Consider the following 17,487-nt stretch of genomic DNA (forward strand, 5'->3'; position numbering starts at 1 on the left):
CAGAAAGGCACCTCCTTTAATTTAATCTTATCCTAAAAATTATTCAGCAGCCTCAACAGCAACTAAATGATTAACTTTTGTAACTGCACCACGAGTTGCGGCATTATCAGGTAGAACAACAGAACTATTTACTCGACCTAAGCCTAAAGCCTTCACAATATCGCGTTGGTTTTGAGGCCGGCCAATGACACTGCGGATTAATGTAACTTTAAGATTTGCCATTTTATAATCGGCCTCCTTACTCTGCTAAATGCTGAGTCGAAACACCACGTAAAGTAGCTACTTCGGCAGCATTTTTTAATTTGAGCAAACCACTAATAGTTGCACGAACAACATTAATTGGTGTATTCGATCCCAATGATTTACTTGTAACATCAGCGACACCTGCTAATTCCATAACGGCACGAACAGCACCACCAGCAGCGACACCTGAACCAGCAATAGCCGGTTTAAGTAAAATGCGGCTACCACTATGTTCGCCGATTACTTCATGAGGTAAAGTTTCACCAACCATTGGAACCTTAATCAGATTCTTGCGAGCTGCATCAACTGCTTTACGAATAGCTTCTGGCACTTCTTGAGCTTTACCTGTACCAAAGCCAACATGTCCATTATGATCGCCAACAATCACCAAGGCAGCGAAACGCAGACGACGACCACCTTTAACAACTTTTGTAATACGGTTAATCGCAACTACGCGATCTTCTAAATCGAGTTGTGCTGGATCAATAAAAGTCATAAACTACTTTCCCTCCCTTGATTAAAAGTCTAAACCATTTTGACGAGCAGCTTCAGCTAAAGCTTGAATCCGACCATGATACAAATAGCCACCACGATCAAAAACAACTTCTTTAATATTCTTAGCAACTGCACGTTTAGCAACAACTTCACCGACTGAAGTTGCTTGTTCAATTTTACTGTTTCCACTGACTTCTTCGTCCAGTGTAGAGGCACTAACAAGCGTCACACCCGCTACGTCATCAATTACTTGAGCGTAGATGTTTTTGTTTGAACGATAAACATTTAAGCGTGGGCACTTAGCTGTACCAGAGATTTTACCACGAACACGAGTATGACGCTTTTGCCGTGTCTTATTTTTATCTGGTTTGGTAATCAAAATTTTCACCTCTTGAATTTATTATGCAACTTGTAAGCTATTACTTACCAGTCTTACCTTCCTTACGACGAACATATTCTCCGACATAACGGATACCTTTACCTTTATAAGGTTCTGGTGCACGAGTCAAACGAATTTGAGCAGCAAAATCGCCAACTTCTTGTTTAGAAACGCCGGAAACAATAATTGATGTTGCCGAAGGTGTTTCTAACTTCAAATCAGCTGGGGTTTCAAATTCAACTGGGTTAGAGTAACCAACATTCAAAACTAATGTCTTACCCTTCATCTGAGCACGATACCCAACACCTCGTAGTTCTAATTCTTTTTTAAAACCATCGCTAACACCTACAACCATATTATGGAAGTTGGCACGTGTAGTACCATGCAATGCCTTTGTTTTGCTGTCATCAGCAGAACGATCGAATTTAACAATATTACCTTCGATATTCATTGAAATCTTATCAGAAAATTCACGTGTTAATTCACCCTTTGGCCCTTTAACAGTGACTTCATATCCGTTGCGCTTAACTTCAACACCTGCCGGTAAAACTACTTCTTTATAACCAATACGACTCAACGGTTACACCTCCTTGCTGTTAAAATTTTTACCAAACGTAAGCAATAACTTCGCCGCCGATTTTCTCAGCGCGAGCATCCTTGTCTGTCATAACTCCTTCAGAAGTTGAAAGAATTGCGATTCCAAGTCCGTTCAAAACCTTAGGAACGGAATCAGCTTTTACATAAGATCTTAATCCTGGCTTCGAAATTCTTTTAATACCGGAAATAACCCGGGTACTATTTTGTCCATATTTCAAAAAGACGCGAATAACGCCTTGCTTGTCATCATCAATGTATTCAACATCGCGAATGAATCCTTCATTTTTGAGGATTTCCGCAATATCGTGCTTGATTTTTGATGCTGGAGCTTCAACTGATTCGTGTTTTGCTAAATTAGCATTACGAATCCGAGTTAAAAAGTCAGCAATCGGATCTGTCATGGCCATGATTTGCCCTCCTTTTATGTGTTTATATTACCAGCTAGCCTTTTTCATACCAGGAATCTGACCTTTATGTGCCAGGTCACGCAGGCAAACACGGCATAACTTAAATTTGCGATAAACTGAATGAGGACGTCCACAACGCGCACAACGTGTATATTCCTGTGTTGTATACTTAGCTGGACGTTTGTTCTTAGCAATTTGTGACTTCTTAGCCAATGTAAAACCTCCCTTTACTTAGCAAATGGCATTCCTAGCTGTTTTAATAATTCTTTTGATTCTTCATCAGTTTGGGCAGTAGTTACTAAAACAATATCCATGCCACGAACTTTGTTAACATTATCAAAATCAATTTCTGGGAAAATCAATTGTTCCTTGATACCCAAAGTATAATTTCCGCGTCCATCAAAAGCGCGTTTACTTACGCCATGAAAATCACGAACACGTGGCAGCGAAACAGAAACTAATTTATCAAGGAAGTCATACATTCTTGTTCCTCGTAAAGTAACTTTTGTTCCGATTGCCATTCCTTCACGCAAACGGAAACCAGCGATTGATTTCTTTGCTTTTGTAATTACTGGTTTTTGACCAGCAATCAATGTCAACTCTTCAACTGCTTCATCAAGATTTTTAGAATTATTAACTGCATCACCAACACCCATGTTAATAACAATTTTTTCAACCTTTGGCACTTGCATAATTGAAGTATAATTAAATTTTTCCATTAAAGATGGTACGATTTCTTTATCATACTTAGCTTTTAAACGGTTTACCATGGAGACCTGGTCCTCCCTTCTTTAATTACTTATCTAGCACTTCGCCAGATTTTTTTGCAACACGAACCTTTTTCCCATCAACAACTTTGTATCCAACACGAGTTGGTTGATTGTTTGAAGGGTCAAGTAACATTACATTTGAAGCATCAATTGCAGCCTCAACTTCAACGATTCCACCATTTGGATTCGCATTACTTGGTTTTTGATGTTTTTTGATTAAGTTAACGCCTTTAACAATTACTCGATGCTGTTTTGGCAAAACTTTTTCAATTGTTCCTTCTTTGCCTTTATCTTTACCAGCAATTACTTTAACTTTATCATTTTTTTTAACAAACATTTTTCGCACCTCCTTGACCTAGTAGTTTGATTACAATACTTCAGGTGCTAAGGAAACAATCTTCATAAAGTTCCCTTCACGCAACTCACGCGCCACCGGTCCGAAGATACGAGTTCCCTTTGGCGACTTATCATCAGCAATAATTACAGCTGCATTTTCATCAAACTTAATGTAAGAACCATCTGCACGATGAGTACCATATTTAGTCCGAACAACTACTGCTTTAACAACATCACCTTTTTTGACAACGCCACCTGGTGTTGCTTGTTTAACCGTAGCAACTATAATGTCACCGACACTAGCAGTCTTGACCCTAGAACCACCAAGAATTTTAATAACTAAAATCTCACGTGCTCCTGAATTATCTGCAACTTTTAAACGACTTTCCTGTTGGATCACTGGATGTGACCTCCTTTCGCGAACAAATCAGAATACGAATTAAAGTGTAATCGTTAATTATTAATAAGCACTAAATAATAACTGCTTTCTCAACGACGTCAACTAAACGAAAACGTTTGGTTGCGGATAATGGACGTGTCTCCATAATTTTGACGATATCGCCAATCTTAGCTTCATTTTTTCCATCATGTGCTTTGAATTTTTTAGAGTACTTAACACGTTTGCCGTATACCTTATGATTTTTGTAAGTTTCTACGACAACTGTAATCGTCTTATCCATTTTGTCAGAAACAACCCGACCTTGATAAACTTTACGTTGATTGCGAGTTTCAGCCATGCTTTATTTACCTCCTTTTCGTATTCTATTTTTTAAGCTCATGCTGCCGCAAAACTGTTTTAATGCGAGCAATCGATTTACGAACTTCCTTTAAACGCGCAGTGTTTTCCAACTGACCTGTTGCTAACTGGAAGCGTAAGTTAAAAAGTTCTTCTTTGAACTCTTTTTCTTTTTTGAGCATTTCATCAGTGGTTAATTCATTAATTTCTTTAATTTTCATTTGATTCGCCACCTACTTCCTCACGTTTTACAAACTTGGTTCTAATCGGAAGTTTATAAGAAGCAAGTCTTAATGCTTCACGTGCTACTTCTTCAGAAACGCCGCCGATTTCAAATAAAATCTTACCGCGTTTAACAGGTGCTACCCAACCTTCTGGTGCACCTTTACCAGAACCCATACGAACACCAATTGCTTTAGCTGTATAAGACTTGTGAGGGAAAATCTTAATCCAAACTCTCCCACCACGTTTCATGTAACGTGTCATTGCGACACGAGATGCTTCAATTTGGCGGTTTGTGATCCAATGTGAATCAACTGCTTGCAAACCATATTCACCAAAAGCAACCGTTTTGCCGCCCTTAGCTTCGCCACGCATCTTACCACGAAATTCGCGACGATGCTTTGTCCGCTTTGGTACTAACATGATTATTTCCCTCCTTCGCGGTTAACCTTTTTAGCAGGTAAAACTTCTCCACGATAAATCCAGACTTTAACGCCTAATTTACCGTAAGTTGTTGCTGCTTCTGTCCAAGCATAATCAACATCTGCTCGCAAAGTATGCAAAGGTACTGTTCCTTCAGAAAAATGCTCAACACGTGACATATCCGCCCCGTTAAGACGTCCAGCAACCTGAACTTTAATACCTTTAGCACCAGCACGCATTGTCCGTTGAATACCTTGCTTCATTGCCCGGCGAAATGCAACACGATTTTCTAATTGTGCAGCAATTGCTTCACCGACTAATTCAGCATCTAAATCAGGTTTTTTAATTTCAATAATGTTAATATGAACTCGTTTGCCTGTTAATTGGTTCAATTCTTTACGTAATTTTTCAACTTCGAAACCACCTTTACCAATGACCATTCCAGGTTTAGCAGTGTGAATTGAAACATTAACTCGTTTGGCTGCACGCTCTATTTCAACCGTTGAAATAGATGCATCAGCTAACTTTGTTTGAATGTATTTTCGAATATGCAAGTCTTCATGCAAATTATCTGCATAATCCTTTTCAGCGTACCACTTTGCTTCCCAGTCGCGGATAATTCCGACACGCAATCCTGTTGGATTTACTTTTTGACCCACGCATTATCCCTCCTTATTTAGTAGCTACAACTACTGTAATATGACTTGTTCTTTTATTAATTGGTGAAGCAGAACCTTTTGCACGAGGACGGAAACGTTTTAAAGTTGGTCCCTCATTTACAAATGCTTCACTTACAACTAAATCTTCAGCATCCAAATCAAAATTATTTTCTGCATTGGCAATTGCCGATTTTAAAACTTTTTCAATGATAACTGCTCCAGCTCTCGGGGTAAATTTCAGAATACCCAAAGCTTCAGCCACACTCTTGCCACGAATAAGATCGATCACTAAACGTGCTTTACGAGCAGGGATTCGAACTGTTTTGGCAGTTGCTCTTGCTGATGTAACTTGTTCAGCCATTTGTTAAACCCTCCCTTACTTAACAGCTGTTTTTTTGTCAGTTGTACCATGGCCATGGAAAGTTCTCGTTGGTACGAACTCACCTAACTTATGTCCAACCATATCTTCTTGGATATAAACCGGCACATGTTTGCGTCCATCATAGACGGCAATTGTATATCCAATAAAACTTGGAAAAATTGTTGAACGGCGTGACCATGTTTTAATAACGGTCTTTTTTTCTTTGTCTGCTTGCGCTTCAATTTTCTTCATCAAATGAGCGTCAGCAAATGGTCCTTTTTTTAAACTACGACTCAAGGTAAATCCTCCCTTCGAACTGTAAATGTTCAAGCAATTTTATTATTACTTGCTGTTACGTTTACGTACGATAAATTTATCCGACTTAGCTCTCTTAGAACGTGTCTTGTAACCAGTTGTCTTCTTGCCCCATGGTGACATTGGACTTGGACGACCAACAGGTGCTTTACCTTCACCACCACCATGTGGATGATCGTTAGGGTTCATTACAGAACCACGAACCTTTGGACGACGACCTGCCCAACGAGTTCTACCGGCTTTACCAACTTTAATTAATTCATGTTGTTCATTACCAACTTCACCGATAGTTGCACGACAAGTTGCTAAAATCATGCGTACTTCACCAGAAGCTAAACGAACTAAAACATATTTACCTTCTTTACCTAAAACCTGTGCAGAAGTTCCAGCTGAACGAACTAATTGTCCACCTTTTCCAGGTTTCAATTCAATGTTATGAATAACGGTTCCAACTGGAATATCAGCCAATGTTTTAGTGTTTCCAGGCTTAATATCTGCTTCTTTTCCAGATTGAACTATTTGACCAACCTGTAAGTTTTTAGGTGCCAAAATATAAGATTTTGTACCATCCGCATAAACCAGCAATGCAATGTTAGCTGAGCGGTTTGGATCATATTCGATTGCTTTAACAGTTGCAGGTACATCATCCTTTAAACGTTTGAAATCGATTAAACGATACTGACGTTTATGACCACCACCGCGATGACGAACCGTAATACGGCCGTAACTGTTACGTCCGGCTGTTTTACTTGTTGATTCAAGTAAAGATTTTTCTGGTGTTGTTTTAGTGATTTCAGAAAAATCCGAGCCCGTCATGTTACGACGTCCGTTTGAGGTCGGTTTAAATTTCTTGATCCCCACGTGAATTCCCTCCTATTACAAATTATTCTTCAAAAATCTTAATTGCTTTAGAATCGGCACTTAAAGTAACAATTGCTTTTCGACGTTTTTTAGTATAGCCGTTGTAACGACCCATACGTTTTGGCTTTCCTTTAACGTTGATAACATTCAATTTAACAACTTTAACATCAAAAACTTCTTCAATTGCTTTTTTAATTTGCGGTTTGGTTGCACGAGTATCAACATCAAAAGTATAGCGTTTATTATCTAACTCTGCTGTCGATGCCTCTGTAATGACCGGCTTTAAAATAATTTTATGTGATTCCATTATGCAAGAACCTCCTCTACTTGAGAAAGAGCTCCTTGAGTCATGACTAACTTATCATTGTTAATAACGTCTAAGACGTTAACACTTTTAGCATTAATTACCGTAACATTCTTCAAATTACGAGCTGATAATGCAGCTAAGTCGTTGCCATCTTCAAGAACTACTAATACCTTTGTAGTAACATTTAATTTGTCTAGAATTTCTACAAAAGTTTTTGTTTTAGGTGCATCAAAACTCAATTGATCAACAACTACCAAGCTATCATCAAGAACTTTTTGTGACAATACTGACTTAATTGCTAATCGACGAACTTTTCTTGGAAGTTTGTAGCTATATGAACGAGGCGTTGGGCCAAAAACTGTTCCACCGCCAACCCACTGTGGTGAACGGATTGAACCTTGGCGAGCACGACCTGTTCCTTTTTGGCGCCATGGCTTTTTACCACCACCGGATACAGCACTACGGTTTTTAACAGCATGTGTTCCTTGACGAAGTGAAGCACGCTGCATAAGAACTGCATCAAAAATAACATTATCATTTGGTTCGATTCCAAAAATACTATCGTTTAAGGAAACATCACCATTTTTGCTACCATCTTGTTTATATAATGCAACTGTTGGCATCTAAAAATCCTCCCTTCTCGTTTTATTTTTCTTTAACGTTGCCCATAATTGTCACAAGTGATTTGTTAGCACCTGGGACATTACCTCTAATCAGTAGGACTCCATTTTCAACGTCAGCTTTAACAATCTGTAGGTTCTTAATGGTTACCCGTTTACCGCCCATGCGTCCAGGTAATAATTTACCTTTGAAAACACGGTTAATAATAACACCCATTGAACCAGGACGACGATGATAGCGAGAGCCATGAGCCATTGGACCACGAGATTGTCCCCAACGTTTAATGTTTCCTTGGAAGCCATGGCCTTTCGATGTGCCAGTCACATTTACAATATCGCCTGGCTCAAAAATATCTGCTTTAACTTCGTCTCCTACGTTGTATTCCCCTAAAGCAGCATCTTTGATTTCTCGAACGAAGCGCTTAGGAGCAGTTTTTGCTTTTGCTGCATGACCTTTAGCAGGTTTGTTGGCCAAAACTTCACGTAAATCATCAAAACCTAATTGAACAGCTTCATAGCCGTCGTTTTCAACAGTCTTGACTTGCAAGACAACATTAGCTCCAACTTCAACAACTGTAACTGGAACTAATTCACCATTGTCTGTAAAGACTTGGGTCATTCCTACTTTTTTTCCTAAGATTCCTTTTGTGGTCATGTCTACACCTCCAAATATTTATTTTTTAAAAATTAAAATTTCTAGCTTATAGTTTGATTTCTATATCTACGCCACTTGGCAAGTCGAGTTTCATTAATGAATCAACTGTTTTTGGTGTTGGATTAACGATATCAATCAAGCGTTTGTGTGTCCGCATCTCGAACTGTTCGCGTGAATCTTTATACTTATGTGGTGAACGAATCACCGTATATAAAGTCCGCTCTGTTGGCAATGGAATTGGGCCTGAAATTGCAGCACCCGTTCTCTTTGCTGTTTCAACGATCTTGTCTGCAGACTGATCAAGGATTCGATGTTCATATGCCTTTAAACGAATCCGTATCTTTTGTTTTGCCATTTTATTCCCTCCTTCGTCTATTTTAAAAATAAGACTCGCTCCGCGAAAATTACCGTCGCACCCCATGGCAAAGCTTCCGGGTGTGTCGCAACCTTCCGCATCACAGCTCATACAGTGCATAATACGCGCACTCATCCCTTTGACAAGTACCTATCTATCATATCTTTTTTTTAATAACAAATCAAGTACTTTTTTTGTTTTTCTAATTGCTTTAAAGATTATTTTTGTCTAGACTTAAAACAAAAGGAGCTGTTCACAAATGAAGCAAGCTTTACTAATTATTGATTATACAAATGACTTTGTCGCTGAAGATGGAGCACTTACTTGTGGTATCGAAGGTCAAAAAATTGCTGGAGAAATTTTAAAACTTGCTAATAATTTTCTTCAACGAGAACAATGGGTCATTTTGCCTACCGATTTGCATAAGAAAAACGATCCGTACCATCCTGAAACAAAATTGTTTCCACCACATAATCTTAAAAATAGTTGGGGCCGAAATTTATACGGACCGCTAGAAGAATGGTATCAAAAAAATCAAGATAATGACCAAGTTTATTTTTTTGATAAGAACCGTTACTCAGCTTTTGCTAATTCTGATTTAGAAAATTACTTGCGCTCCAGAAAAATTGAGGAACTATGGCTGACAGGCGTCTGTACGGATATTTGTGTTCTACATACAGCCATCGATGCTTTCAACAAGAACTTTAATCTTGTCATTCCTAAATCAGCTGTTGCAAGTTTTGATTCTCAGGGACATTATTGGGCTTTACAACATTTCAAAAATTGTTTAGGGGCTAAAATCATCTAAAAAAAAGAAGTTTGCTTAAATTCGCAAACTTCTTTTTTAATTTACCAATTACCCAGCGTTGCCACCGTTTTTCTTGATAATTTCTTCTTGAATTGATTTTGGCACTGGTTCGTAATGATCCATTGTCATCGTGAATGTACCACGTCCTTGAGTTGCTGAACGCAAAGTTGTTGCATAACCAAACATTTCAGCTAAAGGAACGAAAGCTTTCACCATTTGAGCATTACCACGGTTTTCCATGCCTTCAACTCGACCACGACGTGCAGTAACATGTCCCATAACATCACCTAAGTAATCTTCTGGAGCAACAATTTCAACCCGCATGATCGGTTCTAGAATAACTGCACCAGCAACTTTAGCACCATTCTTTAAAGCAAGCGATGCTGCAATCTTGAAAGCTGCCTCACTAGAATCGACATCATGGTAACTACCATCATAGAGCTTAGCTTTAACATCAATCAAAGGATAGCCAGCTAAAACACCATTTGCCATTGATTCCTTCAAGCCCTGTTCAACAGCTGGAATATACTCACGTGGAACAACCCCACCAACAATTGCATTTTCAAATTCAAAGCCTTTGCCTTCATCATTTGGTGTAAATTCAATCCAAACATCACCATACTGACCTTTACCACCAGACTGATGAACAAATTTTCCTTGGACAGAAACTTGTTTCGTAAAGGTTTCACGATAAGCAACTTGAGGTTCCCCAACTTTAGCATCTACTTTGAATTCACGTCTCATTCGATCGACGATGATATCCAAATGTAATTCACCCATACCAGCAATTAAAGTCTCACCAGTTTCAGGGTTAGTTTCAGCTTTAAAGGTTGGATCCTCTTCTGCAAGTTTTTGCAAAGCAACATCCATCTTATCTTGATCTGCTTTTGTCTTAGGCTCAATCGAAACTTGAATAACTGGATCAGGGAATTCCATTGATTCAAGAATCAGCGGATGGTTAACATCCGTTAATGAATCACCCGTTGTTGTAGCTTTCAAACCAATAGCTGCAGCTATGTCTCCTGCGAATACTTCAGGGATTTCTTTACGGTGATTCGAATGCATCTGCAATAAACGTCCAACACGTTCACGTTTATCCTTAGTTGCATTTAAGACATAGGATCCAGCTTCAAGTGTACCAGAGTATACCCGGAAGAAAGTTAAACGTCCAACGAAGGGATCAGTTGCAATTTTGAAAGCCAAACCAGCAAATGGTTTGTCATCGCCTGCTACCAGCTCAACTTCTTCGCCATCTGGATCAGTTGCTTTATATGGTTTAACATCTAAAGGTGACGGCAAGTAGTCATTAACAGCATCCAACATCATCTGAACACCTTTATTTTTGAAGGCCGAACCAGCTAAAACAGGATAAAGCTCTAAGTTCAGAGTTGCTTTACGAATAGCTGATTTGATCTCAGCGATACTGATTTCTTCACCACCAAGATATTTTTCCATCAAATTATCGTCAACATCAGCCAATTTTTCAATCATTTCTTCACGGCGTTTTTGAGCATCTGCTTTATATTCTTCTGGAATATCAACAGTGTCCCATTTTGAACCTAATTCATCTTCATCGTAAATATCAGCTTTCATCTCAACTAAATCGATAACACCCTCAAATTCATCTTCCGCCCCAATTGGCATTTGAATTGCAACTGCATTTGCTTGTAGGCGATCATGAATTGTGCTAACAGAGTAATCAAAGTTAGCACCAATTTTATCCATTTTGTTGACAAAAACAATTCTAGGAACTGAGTAAGTTGTTGCCTGACGCCAAACATTTTCTGTTTGTGGTTCTACACCCGACTGGGCATCTAAAACAACTACAGCTCCATCAAGTACACGTAATGAGCGTTCTACTTCAACAGTAAAATCAACGTGTCCTGGGGTATCAATAATATTGATTCGATGATCTTTCCATTGAGCTGTCGTAGCAGCAGATGTGATAGTAATCCCACGTTCTTTTTCTTGATCCATCCAATCCATTTGTGAATCACCATCATGTGTTTCACCAATTTTATGAATTTTTCCAGTGTAATAAAGAATTCGTTCAGTCGTTGTTGTTTTCCCAGCATCGATATGCGCGACAATTCCGATGTTACGTGTTTTTTCAAGTGGGAATTCACGTTTATTAGCCATTTTGAGAATTTCTCTCCTTCCAAAACCATGAATAATTTCTTAATTCACAATTTAATAACCTTATCCTTTAAAAAAATGACTACTATAAGGATTTACCCAAAAACCATATAATAGCCATTTCCATAATTTACCAGCGATAATGTGCAAACGCACGGTTGGCATCTGCCATTTTATGTGTGTCTTCACGTTTTTTAACTGATGCACCAGTATTATTAGCAGCATCAATGATTTCTTTAGCTAAACGTTCTGGCATTGTATGCTCACCGCGTAAGCGAGAATAGTTAACAATCCAACGTAAACCTAAAGTTGATCTTCTATCTGGTCGAACTTCAATCGGCACTTGATAGTTAGATCCACCAACACGACGTGCACGAACTTCCAACACTGGCATAACATTTTTCATTGCTTCTTCAAAGACTTCCAAAGGTTCATTGCCTGTCTCGTCCTTGATTAAGTCAAATGCTTGATACAAAATTTTTGAAGCTGTCCCACGTTTTCCGTCAATCATTAAACGGTTAATTAAGCGTGTTACCAATTTAGATTTGTAAATTGGATCTGGGAGTACTTCACGCTTTGAAACTGCACCTTTTCTTGGCATTTAAATTACCTCCTAATATTCCTATTTCCGATTATTTCTTTGGCTTTTTAGTACCATACTTCGAACGACTCTGTTTACGGTCAGTAACACCAGCTGTATCCAAAGCACCACGAACGATATGATAACGGACACCAGGAAGGTCTTTTACACGTCCTCCACGAATCAAGACAACACTATGTTCCTGCAAGTTATGACCGATTCCTGGAATATAAGCTGTAACTTCAATCAAATTAGACAAACGAACACGAGCATATTTACGTAAAGCTGAGTTAGGCTTTTTCGGTGTCATTGTTCCCACACGAGTAGCTACCCCACGCTTTTGCGGTGCAGGATTATTGGTTTGTGCTTTGTTGTAACTATTGTATCCAAAATTCAAGGCAGGCGAGTTTGATTTAGAACTCTTCGATTTACGGCCTTTGCGAATCAATTGATTAATTGTTGGCATCTATTGCTTCTCCTCCTAAAAAATTTTCTTCTAAGTACACACATCCAGGCGGTTCATTTTATTGAAAAAAATAAAAAAGCCCGAACTCATAATGCTAACGATGCACAGTCAGCATGTCCTATCTAATACAGGAAAACTGTTCATATAAAGCACCTTGACTAGGTTACCACGCAAAATAGACTTTTGTCAATCAAAAAAATATAAATAATGACAATCTAAGTTTCAAGTTTTGCGTAATTAATTTATGAATTGGAGGTTCATTATAAATTGAAACTATTTTTATTTTTTACTTTAGGAAGTTGTTGGGGATCTTTCATTTACTGTTCTTATTGGCGAGAAAAAAATCAAATATCATTAACAATCAAACGATCATTTTGTGATAACTGTCATAAAAGTTTGAAAATTGTTAGTTTGATATTAATTATTAGTTTTCTGATTCAAAAGGGACGATGTTGTTACTGTAAAAATTCAATCAGTTGGGTTAGCACTTGTTGTGAATTAATAATGGGTTGTTGTTTCAGTTGCTTAACTCATTCTGATTATAATCTAGGAATTTGCCTTTTTGTAATCTGTTGGACAAGTTGGTTAACTATTGAAGATTTACAAAATTTGGCCGTTTCACAAAATTTACTATTCGGAGGCAGTCTGATAATCTTAGCTTTTTTAAAACTAAACCATCAATTTCAAATTAATTTTTTGGCTAGTGCAGGAATTTTGTTTGTCCTGTTAAGTTGTTTTGTTATTCTTCGGTGGCTAGGAAGTGCAGATTTGATTCTATTAATTATTACCTACTTTTTATTTGGCTTTTGGAAACTTTTGCTTTTGCTATTATTAGTTTCAACTAGTGGAATAATTGTCTGCCTAATTTTAAAAACTTCAAGATTGCCACTTATTCCCTTTATTACTTTAGGAATCTTCATTCTGTTCCTAATCTAATAATTATTGATAATTATTAGCAAAAAGCTAGTTATCTCAAAACTATAAAACTAACTTTTGGATAAAAAAAAGGTACCCATAACCTAAGGAGGATATGGGTACCTTTGTGTTAATAATTCAAATTAGTGGTTCTATAATTATTTGTCTGATGAAGGAGCGATTGTCTGATTATCAGCTTCCTGATCCTTCATCTTTTTTTCCAAATCAGAAATTGAATAGACACTTTGTGAAACCCCACCAATTTCTTTTGGCTTGATTTGACGATAAACGGACATTCCCGTTCCAGCAGGAATCAACTTCCCGATGATAACATTTTCCTTCAAACCAATTAAAGGATCGTTCTTCCCACGAATTGCAGCATCCGTCAGGACACGTGTTGTTTCTTGGAAGGAAGCAGCTGATAAGAAACTATTTGTTTCCAATGAGGCTTTAGTAATCCCTAACAAGACTGGTCGAGCAGTTGCTGGGATACTTCCCTTGATTAGGGTCTTATAGTTTTGTTCCTTGAAATCATTAATATCCATTAAGGTTCCTGGAAGCAAGTCAGTATCTCCTGGATCCATTACTCGAATCTTACGCAACATTTGTCGTGCCATTACTTCAATATGCTTATCAGAAATTTCCACACCCTGCATGCGGTAAACCTTTTGAACTTCACGCAAAATGTAATTTTCAGTAGATAAAACATCACGAACTTTAATCAGTTCCTTGGGATCAACTGACCCAACTGTTAATGCTTCACCACGATGAATCTTATCGCCTTCAGCTACTTTTAAAACAGAAGTAAATGGTAAACTATAGGTTCTAGTGTCAGTTTCACCCTTAACTGTCACGGTCTTAGTCCGTTCAGCTGGGTTTTCTTCGACTGAATCAATCTCACCGGTAACTTCAGAAATTTTTGCCAAACCTTTAGGATTACGAGCCTCAAAAATTTCTTGAACACGAGGCAAACCTTGGGTAATATCATCTCCGGCAACACCACCAGTATGGAAAGTTCGCATTGTTAACTGAGTACCTGGTTCACCGATTGACTGAGCCGCTACAGTTCCAACAGCTTCACCAACCTCAACTTCGTCACCAGTTGCCATGTTGCGACCATAACAATGTTCACAAACTCCATGAACCGTATTGCAAGTAAACGCTGAGCGAATTGTAACCTTTTTAATTCCAGCAGCAATAATTGCTTGCGCCTTATCTTCATCGATCATTTCATTAGACGCTACAATTAATTTACCAGTTTGCGGATCTTTAACTGATTTCATCGCATAGCGGCCTAAAATTCGATCATAAAGTGGTTCAATCATTTCGTTGCCCTCGCGAATAGCCATTACATCTAACCCACGATCAGTACCACAATCCTTTTCGCGAATAATAACATCTTGTGCAACATCAACTAAACGACGAGTCAAATAACCTGAATCAGCAGTTTTTAGGGCCGTATCAGTCATTCCTTTACGAGCACCATGAGTGGAAATGAACATTTCCATAACAGATAATCCCTCACGGAAGTTAGAAACGATTGGTAACTCCATAGTTTTACCATTAGGTGCAGCCATCAAGCCACGCATTCCAGCCAACTGTGTAAAGTTAGAAATATTTCCACGAGCTCCTGAGTCTGACATCATTTGAATTGGATTTTTAGGGTTCATGTTCTGAACAAGCTTATCTTGAATCTGATCTTTGGCATTATTCCAGATAGCAATAACTCTTTCATAACGTTCATCCTCAGTAATCAGTCCTCGGCGAAATTGCTTAGCAACAGTTGCAACTTCCTTATGTGCATTATCAATGATTGCTGGTTTTTCCTTCAAATCAGTAACATCAGCAATTCCCACTGTTAAACCAGAACGAGTTGACTCGTAATAACCAATGTTTTTAATTCGATCCAACAATTCAGAAGTAGCCGTTACTTTAAATTTCTTGTAAACTTCAGCAATAATATCACTTAAAAATCCAGCTTTAAATGGACCAACTAATGGCTGATCTATAATGTACTCAGGAATATCCGTACCAGGTTCAACAAAATATTTATCTGGAGTCTTATCAGTTAAATTATCTGCTGTTGGTTCATTCAGGTATGGAAAATCTACTGGTAAAATTTCATTAAAAATTGCTTTACCAACCGTTGTTACCATAACTCGCTGTTTTTGCCAATCAGTGAATGGTTTTCCAGCTGCAGCTAATGAAGCTGTCTGTAGACCAATTCGTGTATGCAAATGAACATAATTATTTAAATAAGCCGTCCGCACTTCATTGACATCTTTGAAAACCATCCCTTCACCTTCACGGTTTGGTTCCTCAACAGTCATGTAATAGTTACCAATAACCATATCTTGAGAAGGAGTTACAATCGGTTTACCATCTTTCGGTGCCAAAATGTGGTGAGCTGCCAACATTAGTAGTCGGGCCTCAGCTTGCGCCTCATCTGATAATGGAACATGAATCGCCATCTGATCTCCATCAAAGTCAGCATTGTAAGCTTCACAAGCTAATGGGTGCAATCTCATAGATTTACCATCAACCAATACTGGTTCGAAAGCCTGAATACCCAAACGATGCAAGGTAGGTGCTCGATTTAACAAAACTGGATGCTCTTTGATAACTTCCTCTAAAACATCCCAAATATCTTCATCACGCCGTTCAATCTTACGCTTAGCATTTTTGATATTTGAAGCCATTCCGCGTTTAACTAACTCTTTCATCATGAATGGCTTGAATAATTCCAATGCCATTTCATGCGGAATTCCCATCTGATTCATTCTTAGCTTAGGGCCAACATCAATAACCGAACGACCAGAGTAATCAACACGCTTACCTAATAAGTTTTGGCGGAAACGACCTTGCTTTCCTTTTAACATGTGTGAAAGTGACTTCAATGGTCGGTTCCCTGGACCAGTTACTGGACGTCCGCGGCGGCCATTATCAATCAGCGCATCTACAGCTTCTTGCAGCATTCGTTTTTCATTTTGAACAATAATTCCTGGTGCATTCAAATCTAACAAACGTTTCAGACGATTGTTACGGTTGATGACTCTCCGATACAAATCATTCAAATCTGAAGTTGCAAAACGACCACCTTCCAATTGAACCATTGGACGTAAATCTGGTGGAATAACTGGAATAGCATCCATTACCATCCAGTCCGGTCGATTACCAGATTGCAAGAAAGCTTCTAAGATATCTAATCGACGAACTGCTCGTGTCCGTTTTTGTCCAGTAGCATCTTTTAGTTCTTCCTTTAATTCTTCACATTCTTTGGCTAGGTCAACATCTTTTAATAAAGTTCGAATTGCTTCAGCACCCATTGATGCTTGAAATTCTTTACCATACTTCTCACGTTTTTCACGATATTCTCTTTCAGTTAACAACTGTTTTTTCTCTAAAGGAGTATTACCTGGCTCAGTAACCACATAAGAAGCGAAATAGATAATTTCCTCAAGAGCACGGGGACTCATGTCCAAAACTAAGCCCATCCGACTCGGAATTCCCTTGAAATACCAGATATGCGTAACTGGGGCTGCCAATTCGATATGACCCATTCGTTCTCTTCGAACTTTAGAACGAGTTACCTCAACGCCACAACGGTCACAAACGATTCCCTTATAACGAATCCGTTTATATTTTCCACAAGCGCATTCCCAATCTTTTGTAGGACCAAAAATTCTTTCGTCAAACAAGCCATCTTTTTCTGGCTTAAGTGTTCGATAATTGATCGTTTCTGGTTTTTTTACTTCACCATAAGACCAGCTGCGGATTTTGTCTGAAGAAGCCAAACCAATCTGCATACTGTCAAACTTATTGACATCGATCAAAAAGACCG

26 protein-coding genes are annotated in these 17,487 nt (G+C 38.4%); 2 read left to right on the forward strand and 24 right to left on the reverse strand.

From position 1 onward, the window contains the following. Positions 1 to 39 precede the first annotated feature (39 nt). The 20 genes from rpmD to rpsJ all read right to left on the reverse strand — a co-directional run bounded on the left by rpmD (position 40) and on the right by rpsJ (position 8,741). Positions 40 to 222 carry a 50S ribosomal protein L30 gene (gene rpmD, locus G6O73_RS08730; protein ID WP_057886484.1) on the reverse strand — a complete coding sequence of 61 codons (183 nt, stop codon included), beginning with the start codon at positions 220 to 222 and terminating at the stop codon, positions 40 to 42. A gap of 16 nt (positions 223 to 238) precedes the next feature. After that, the gene (gene rpsE, locus G6O73_RS08735) at positions 239 to 739 is read right to left on the reverse strand and encodes a 30S ribosomal protein S5 (RefSeq protein WP_057886483.1); all 501 of its coding nucleotides are present in this window, start codon (positions 737 to 739) and stop codon (positions 239 to 241) included. A 21-nt stretch (positions 740 to 760) separates the two neighbouring features. After that, a complete protein-coding gene (gene rplR, locus G6O73_RS08740; protein ID WP_083478546.1) occupies positions 761 to 1,117 on the reverse strand; it encodes a 50S ribosomal protein L18 in 357 nt (118 codons plus the stop codon). A 40-nt stretch (positions 1,118 to 1,157) separates the two neighbouring features. Then, positions 1,158 to 1,694: a 50S ribosomal protein L6 gene (gene rplF, locus G6O73_RS08745; protein WP_057886481.1), complete on the reverse strand. Its 537-nt coding sequence runs from the start codon at positions 1,692 to 1,694 to the stop codon at positions 1,158 to 1,160. Positions 1,695 to 1,722: 28 nt separating this feature from the next. Next, positions 1,723 to 2,121: a 30S ribosomal protein S8 gene (gene rpsH / locus G6O73_RS08750; RefSeq protein WP_057886480.1), complete on the reverse strand. Its 399-nt coding sequence runs from the start codon at positions 2,119 to 2,121 to the stop codon at positions 1,723 to 1,725. Between the two features lie 27 nt (positions 2,122 to 2,148). After that, positions 2,149 to 2,334, reverse strand: coding sequence for a type Z 30S ribosomal protein S14 (locus G6O73_RS08755; protein WP_057886479.1), 186 nt, complete (start codon positions 2,332 to 2,334; stop codon positions 2,149 to 2,151). 14 nt (positions 2,335 to 2,348) lie between these two features. After that, complete coding sequence (rplE, locus tag G6O73_RS08760) at positions 2,349 to 2,891, reverse strand: 50S ribosomal protein L5 (RefSeq protein WP_057886478.1); 543 nt, start codon at positions 2,889 to 2,891, stop codon at positions 2,349 to 2,351. A 25-nt stretch (positions 2,892 to 2,916) separates the two neighbouring features. Then, positions 2,917 to 3,228 carry a 50S ribosomal protein L24 gene (gene rplX / locus G6O73_RS08765; RefSeq protein ID WP_057886477.1) on the reverse strand — a complete coding sequence of 104 codons (312 nt, stop codon included), beginning with the start codon at positions 3,226 to 3,228 and terminating at the stop codon, positions 2,917 to 2,919. Between the two features lie 30 nt (positions 3,229 to 3,258). Then, on the reverse strand, positions 3,259 to 3,627 hold the full coding sequence (rplN, locus tag G6O73_RS08770; RefSeq protein ID WP_057886476.1) for a 50S ribosomal protein L14: 369 nt from the start codon (positions 3,625 to 3,627) through the stop codon (positions 3,259 to 3,261). 70 nt (positions 3,628 to 3,697) lie between these two features. Further along, positions 3,698 to 3,964: a 30S ribosomal protein S17 gene (rpsQ, locus tag G6O73_RS08775; protein WP_057886475.1), complete on the reverse strand. Its 267-nt coding sequence runs from the start codon at positions 3,962 to 3,964 to the stop codon at positions 3,698 to 3,700. Between the two features lie 25 nt (positions 3,965 to 3,989). Continuing rightward, positions 3,990 to 4,184 (reverse strand): 50S ribosomal protein L29, encoded by a 195-nt coding sequence (rpmC, locus tag G6O73_RS08780; RefSeq protein WP_057872453.1) that lies wholly within the window; start codon positions 4,182 to 4,184, stop codon positions 3,990 to 3,992. Then, complete coding sequence (rplP, locus tag G6O73_RS08785; protein WP_057886474.1) at positions 4,174 to 4,608, reverse strand: 50S ribosomal protein L16; 435 nt, start codon at positions 4,606 to 4,608, stop codon at positions 4,174 to 4,176. Before rplP ends, rpmC begins: the two co-directional genes overlap by 11 nt. Before the next feature lie 2 nt (positions 4,609 to 4,610). Then, positions 4,611 to 5,267: a 30S ribosomal protein S3 gene (rpsC, locus tag G6O73_RS08790; protein ID WP_057886473.1), complete on the reverse strand. Its 657-nt coding sequence runs from the start codon at positions 5,265 to 5,267 to the stop codon at positions 4,611 to 4,613. Between the two features lie 13 nt (positions 5,268 to 5,280). Next, positions 5,281 to 5,628 carry a 50S ribosomal protein L22 gene (rplV, locus tag G6O73_RS08795; RefSeq protein WP_057872456.1) on the reverse strand — a complete coding sequence of 116 codons (348 nt, stop codon included), beginning with the start codon at positions 5,626 to 5,628 and terminating at the stop codon, positions 5,281 to 5,283. A 15-nt stretch (positions 5,629 to 5,643) separates the two neighbouring features. Beyond that, the gene (rpsS, locus tag G6O73_RS08800; protein WP_057886472.1) at positions 5,644 to 5,925 is read right to left on the reverse strand and encodes a 30S ribosomal protein S19; all 282 of its coding nucleotides are present in this window, start codon (positions 5,923 to 5,925) and stop codon (positions 5,644 to 5,646) included. Positions 5,926 to 5,970: 45 nt separating this feature from the next. Beyond that, positions 5,971 to 6,804 carry a 50S ribosomal protein L2 gene (gene rplB, locus G6O73_RS08805; RefSeq protein WP_057886471.1) on the reverse strand — a complete coding sequence of 278 codons (834 nt, stop codon included), beginning with the start codon at positions 6,802 to 6,804 and terminating at the stop codon, positions 5,971 to 5,973. A 22-nt stretch (positions 6,805 to 6,826) separates the two neighbouring features. Further along, complete coding sequence (gene rplW, locus G6O73_RS08810; protein WP_057886470.1) at positions 6,827 to 7,111, reverse strand: 50S ribosomal protein L23; 285 nt, start codon at positions 7,109 to 7,111, stop codon at positions 6,827 to 6,829. Then, entirely contained in the window at positions 7,111 to 7,734 is a 624-nt protein-coding gene (gene rplD, locus G6O73_RS08815) for a 50S ribosomal protein L4 (protein ID WP_057886469.1), read from the reverse strand. Before rplD ends, rplW begins: the two co-directional genes overlap by 1 nt. A gap of 22 nt (positions 7,735 to 7,756) precedes the next feature. Next, on the reverse strand, positions 7,757 to 8,386 hold the full coding sequence (rplC, locus tag G6O73_RS08820; RefSeq protein WP_057886468.1) for a 50S ribosomal protein L3: 630 nt from the start codon (positions 8,384 to 8,386) through the stop codon (positions 7,757 to 7,759). 46 nt (positions 8,387 to 8,432) lie between these two features. After that, positions 8,433 to 8,741 (reverse strand): 30S ribosomal protein S10, encoded by a 309-nt coding sequence (gene rpsJ / locus G6O73_RS08825; RefSeq protein ID WP_057872462.1) that lies wholly within the window; start codon positions 8,739 to 8,741, stop codon positions 8,433 to 8,435. Positions 8,742 to 9,000: 259 nt separating this feature from the next. Between rpsJ and G6O73_RS08830 the strand changes: the two genes are divergently transcribed. Beyond that, a complete protein-coding gene (locus G6O73_RS08830; RefSeq protein ID WP_057886467.1) occupies positions 9,001 to 9,549 on the forward strand; it encodes a cysteine hydrolase family protein in 549 nt (182 codons plus the stop codon). A gap of 48 nt (positions 9,550 to 9,597) precedes the next feature. Here the strand turns inward: G6O73_RS08830 and fusA are convergent, their stop codons facing one another. From fusA to rpsL, 3 genes are all read right to left on the reverse strand, one after another. Further along, positions 9,598 to 11,688 (reverse strand): elongation factor G, encoded by a 2,091-nt coding sequence (gene fusA, locus G6O73_RS08835; protein WP_057886466.1) that lies wholly within the window; start codon positions 11,686 to 11,688, stop codon positions 9,598 to 9,600. Between the two features lie 127 nt (positions 11,689 to 11,815). Continuing rightward, on the reverse strand, positions 11,816 to 12,286 hold the full coding sequence (gene rpsG / locus G6O73_RS08840; RefSeq protein WP_057886465.1) for a 30S ribosomal protein S7: 471 nt from the start codon (positions 12,284 to 12,286) through the stop codon (positions 11,816 to 11,818). A 31-nt stretch (positions 12,287 to 12,317) separates the two neighbouring features. Then, complete coding sequence (gene rpsL / locus G6O73_RS08845) at positions 12,318 to 12,731, reverse strand: 30S ribosomal protein S12 (RefSeq protein ID WP_057886464.1); 414 nt, start codon at positions 12,729 to 12,731, stop codon at positions 12,318 to 12,320. Between the two features lie 267 nt (positions 12,732 to 12,998). On the opposite strand from rpsL, the gene G6O73_RS13060 reads away from it, so the two are divergent. Further along, positions 12,999 to 13,667, forward strand: coding sequence for a prepilin peptidase (locus tag G6O73_RS13060; RefSeq protein WP_057886463.1), 669 nt, complete (start codon positions 12,999 to 13,001; stop codon positions 13,665 to 13,667). Positions 13,668 to 13,804: 137 nt separating this feature from the next. On the opposite strand, the gene rpoC is transcribed toward G6O73_RS13060, so the two are convergent. Continuing rightward, a complete protein-coding gene (gene rpoC, locus G6O73_RS08855; protein WP_057886462.1) occupies positions 13,805 to 17,479 on the reverse strand; it encodes a DNA-directed RNA polymerase subunit beta' in 3,675 nt (1,224 codons plus the stop codon). Positions 17,480 to 17,487: the final 8 nt, after the last annotated feature.

The sequence above is a fragment of the Liquorilactobacillus nagelii DSM 13675 genome, from assembly GCF_019444005.1.
Classification (GTDB): domain Bacteria; phylum Bacillota; class Bacilli; order Lactobacillales; family Lactobacillaceae; genus Liquorilactobacillus; species Liquorilactobacillus nagelii.

Excerpts from the sequence above, each read along its gene's own strand:
- rpmD (WP_057886484.1), bottom strand. The coding sequence starts at position 222 with ATGGCAAATCTTAAAGTTACATTAATCCGCAGTGTCATTGGCCGGCCT.
- rpsE (WP_057886483.1), bottom strand. The coding sequence starts at position 739 with ATGACTTTTATTGATCCAGCACAACTCGATTTAGAAGATCGCGTAGTT.
- rpsH (WP_057886480.1), bottom strand. The coding sequence starts at position 2,121 with ATGGCCATGACAGATCCGATTGCTGACTTTTTAACTCGGATTCGTAAT.
- rplE (WP_057886478.1), bottom strand. The coding sequence starts at position 2,891 with ATGGTAAACCGTTTAAAAGCTAAGTATGATAAAGAAATCGTACCATCT.
- rplX (WP_057886477.1), bottom strand. The coding sequence starts at position 3,228 with ATGTTTGTTAAAAAAAATGATAAAGTTAAAGTAATTGCTGGTAAAGAT.
- rpsQ (WP_057886475.1), bottom strand. The coding sequence starts at position 3,964 with ATGGCTGAAACTCGCAATCAACGTAAAGTTTATCAAGGTCGGGTTGTT.
- rpmC (WP_057872453.1), bottom strand. The coding sequence starts at position 4,184 with ATGAAAATTAAAGAAATTAATGAATTAACCACTGATGAAATGCTCAAA.
- rplP (WP_057886474.1), bottom strand. The coding sequence starts at position 4,608 with ATGTTAGTACCAAAGCGGACAAAGCATCGTCGCGAATTTCGTGGTAAG.
- rplV (WP_057872456.1), bottom strand. The coding sequence starts at position 5,628 with ATGGCTGAACAAGTTACATCAGCAAGAGCAACTGCCAAAACAGTTCGA.
- rplW (WP_057886470.1), bottom strand. The coding sequence starts at position 7,111 with ATGGAATCACATAAAATTATTTTAAAGCCGGTCATTACAGAGGCATCG.
- rplD (WP_057886469.1), bottom strand. The coding sequence starts at position 7,734 with ATGCCAACAGTTGCATTATATAAACAAGATGGTAGCAAAAATGGTGAT.
- rplC (WP_057886468.1), bottom strand. The coding sequence starts at position 8,386 with ATGACCACAAAAGGAATCTTAGGAAAAAAAGTAGGAATGACCCAAGTC.
- rpsJ (WP_057872462.1), bottom strand. The coding sequence starts at position 8,741 with ATGGCAAAACAAAAGATACGGATTCGTTTAAAGGCATATGAACATCGA.
- G6O73_RS08830 (WP_057886467.1), top strand. The coding sequence starts at position 9,001 with ATGAAGCAAGCTTTACTAATTATTGATTATACAAATGACTTTGTCGCT.
- fusA (WP_057886466.1), bottom strand. The coding sequence starts at position 11,688 with ATGGCTAATAAACGTGAATTCCCACTTGAAAAAACACGTAACATCGGA.
- rpsG (WP_057886465.1), bottom strand. The coding sequence starts at position 12,286 with ATGCCAAGAAAAGGTGCAGTTTCAAAGCGTGAAGTACTCCCAGATCCA.
- rpsL (WP_057886464.1), bottom strand. The coding sequence starts at position 12,731 with ATGCCAACAATTAATCAATTGATTCGCAAAGGCCGTAAATCGAAGAGT.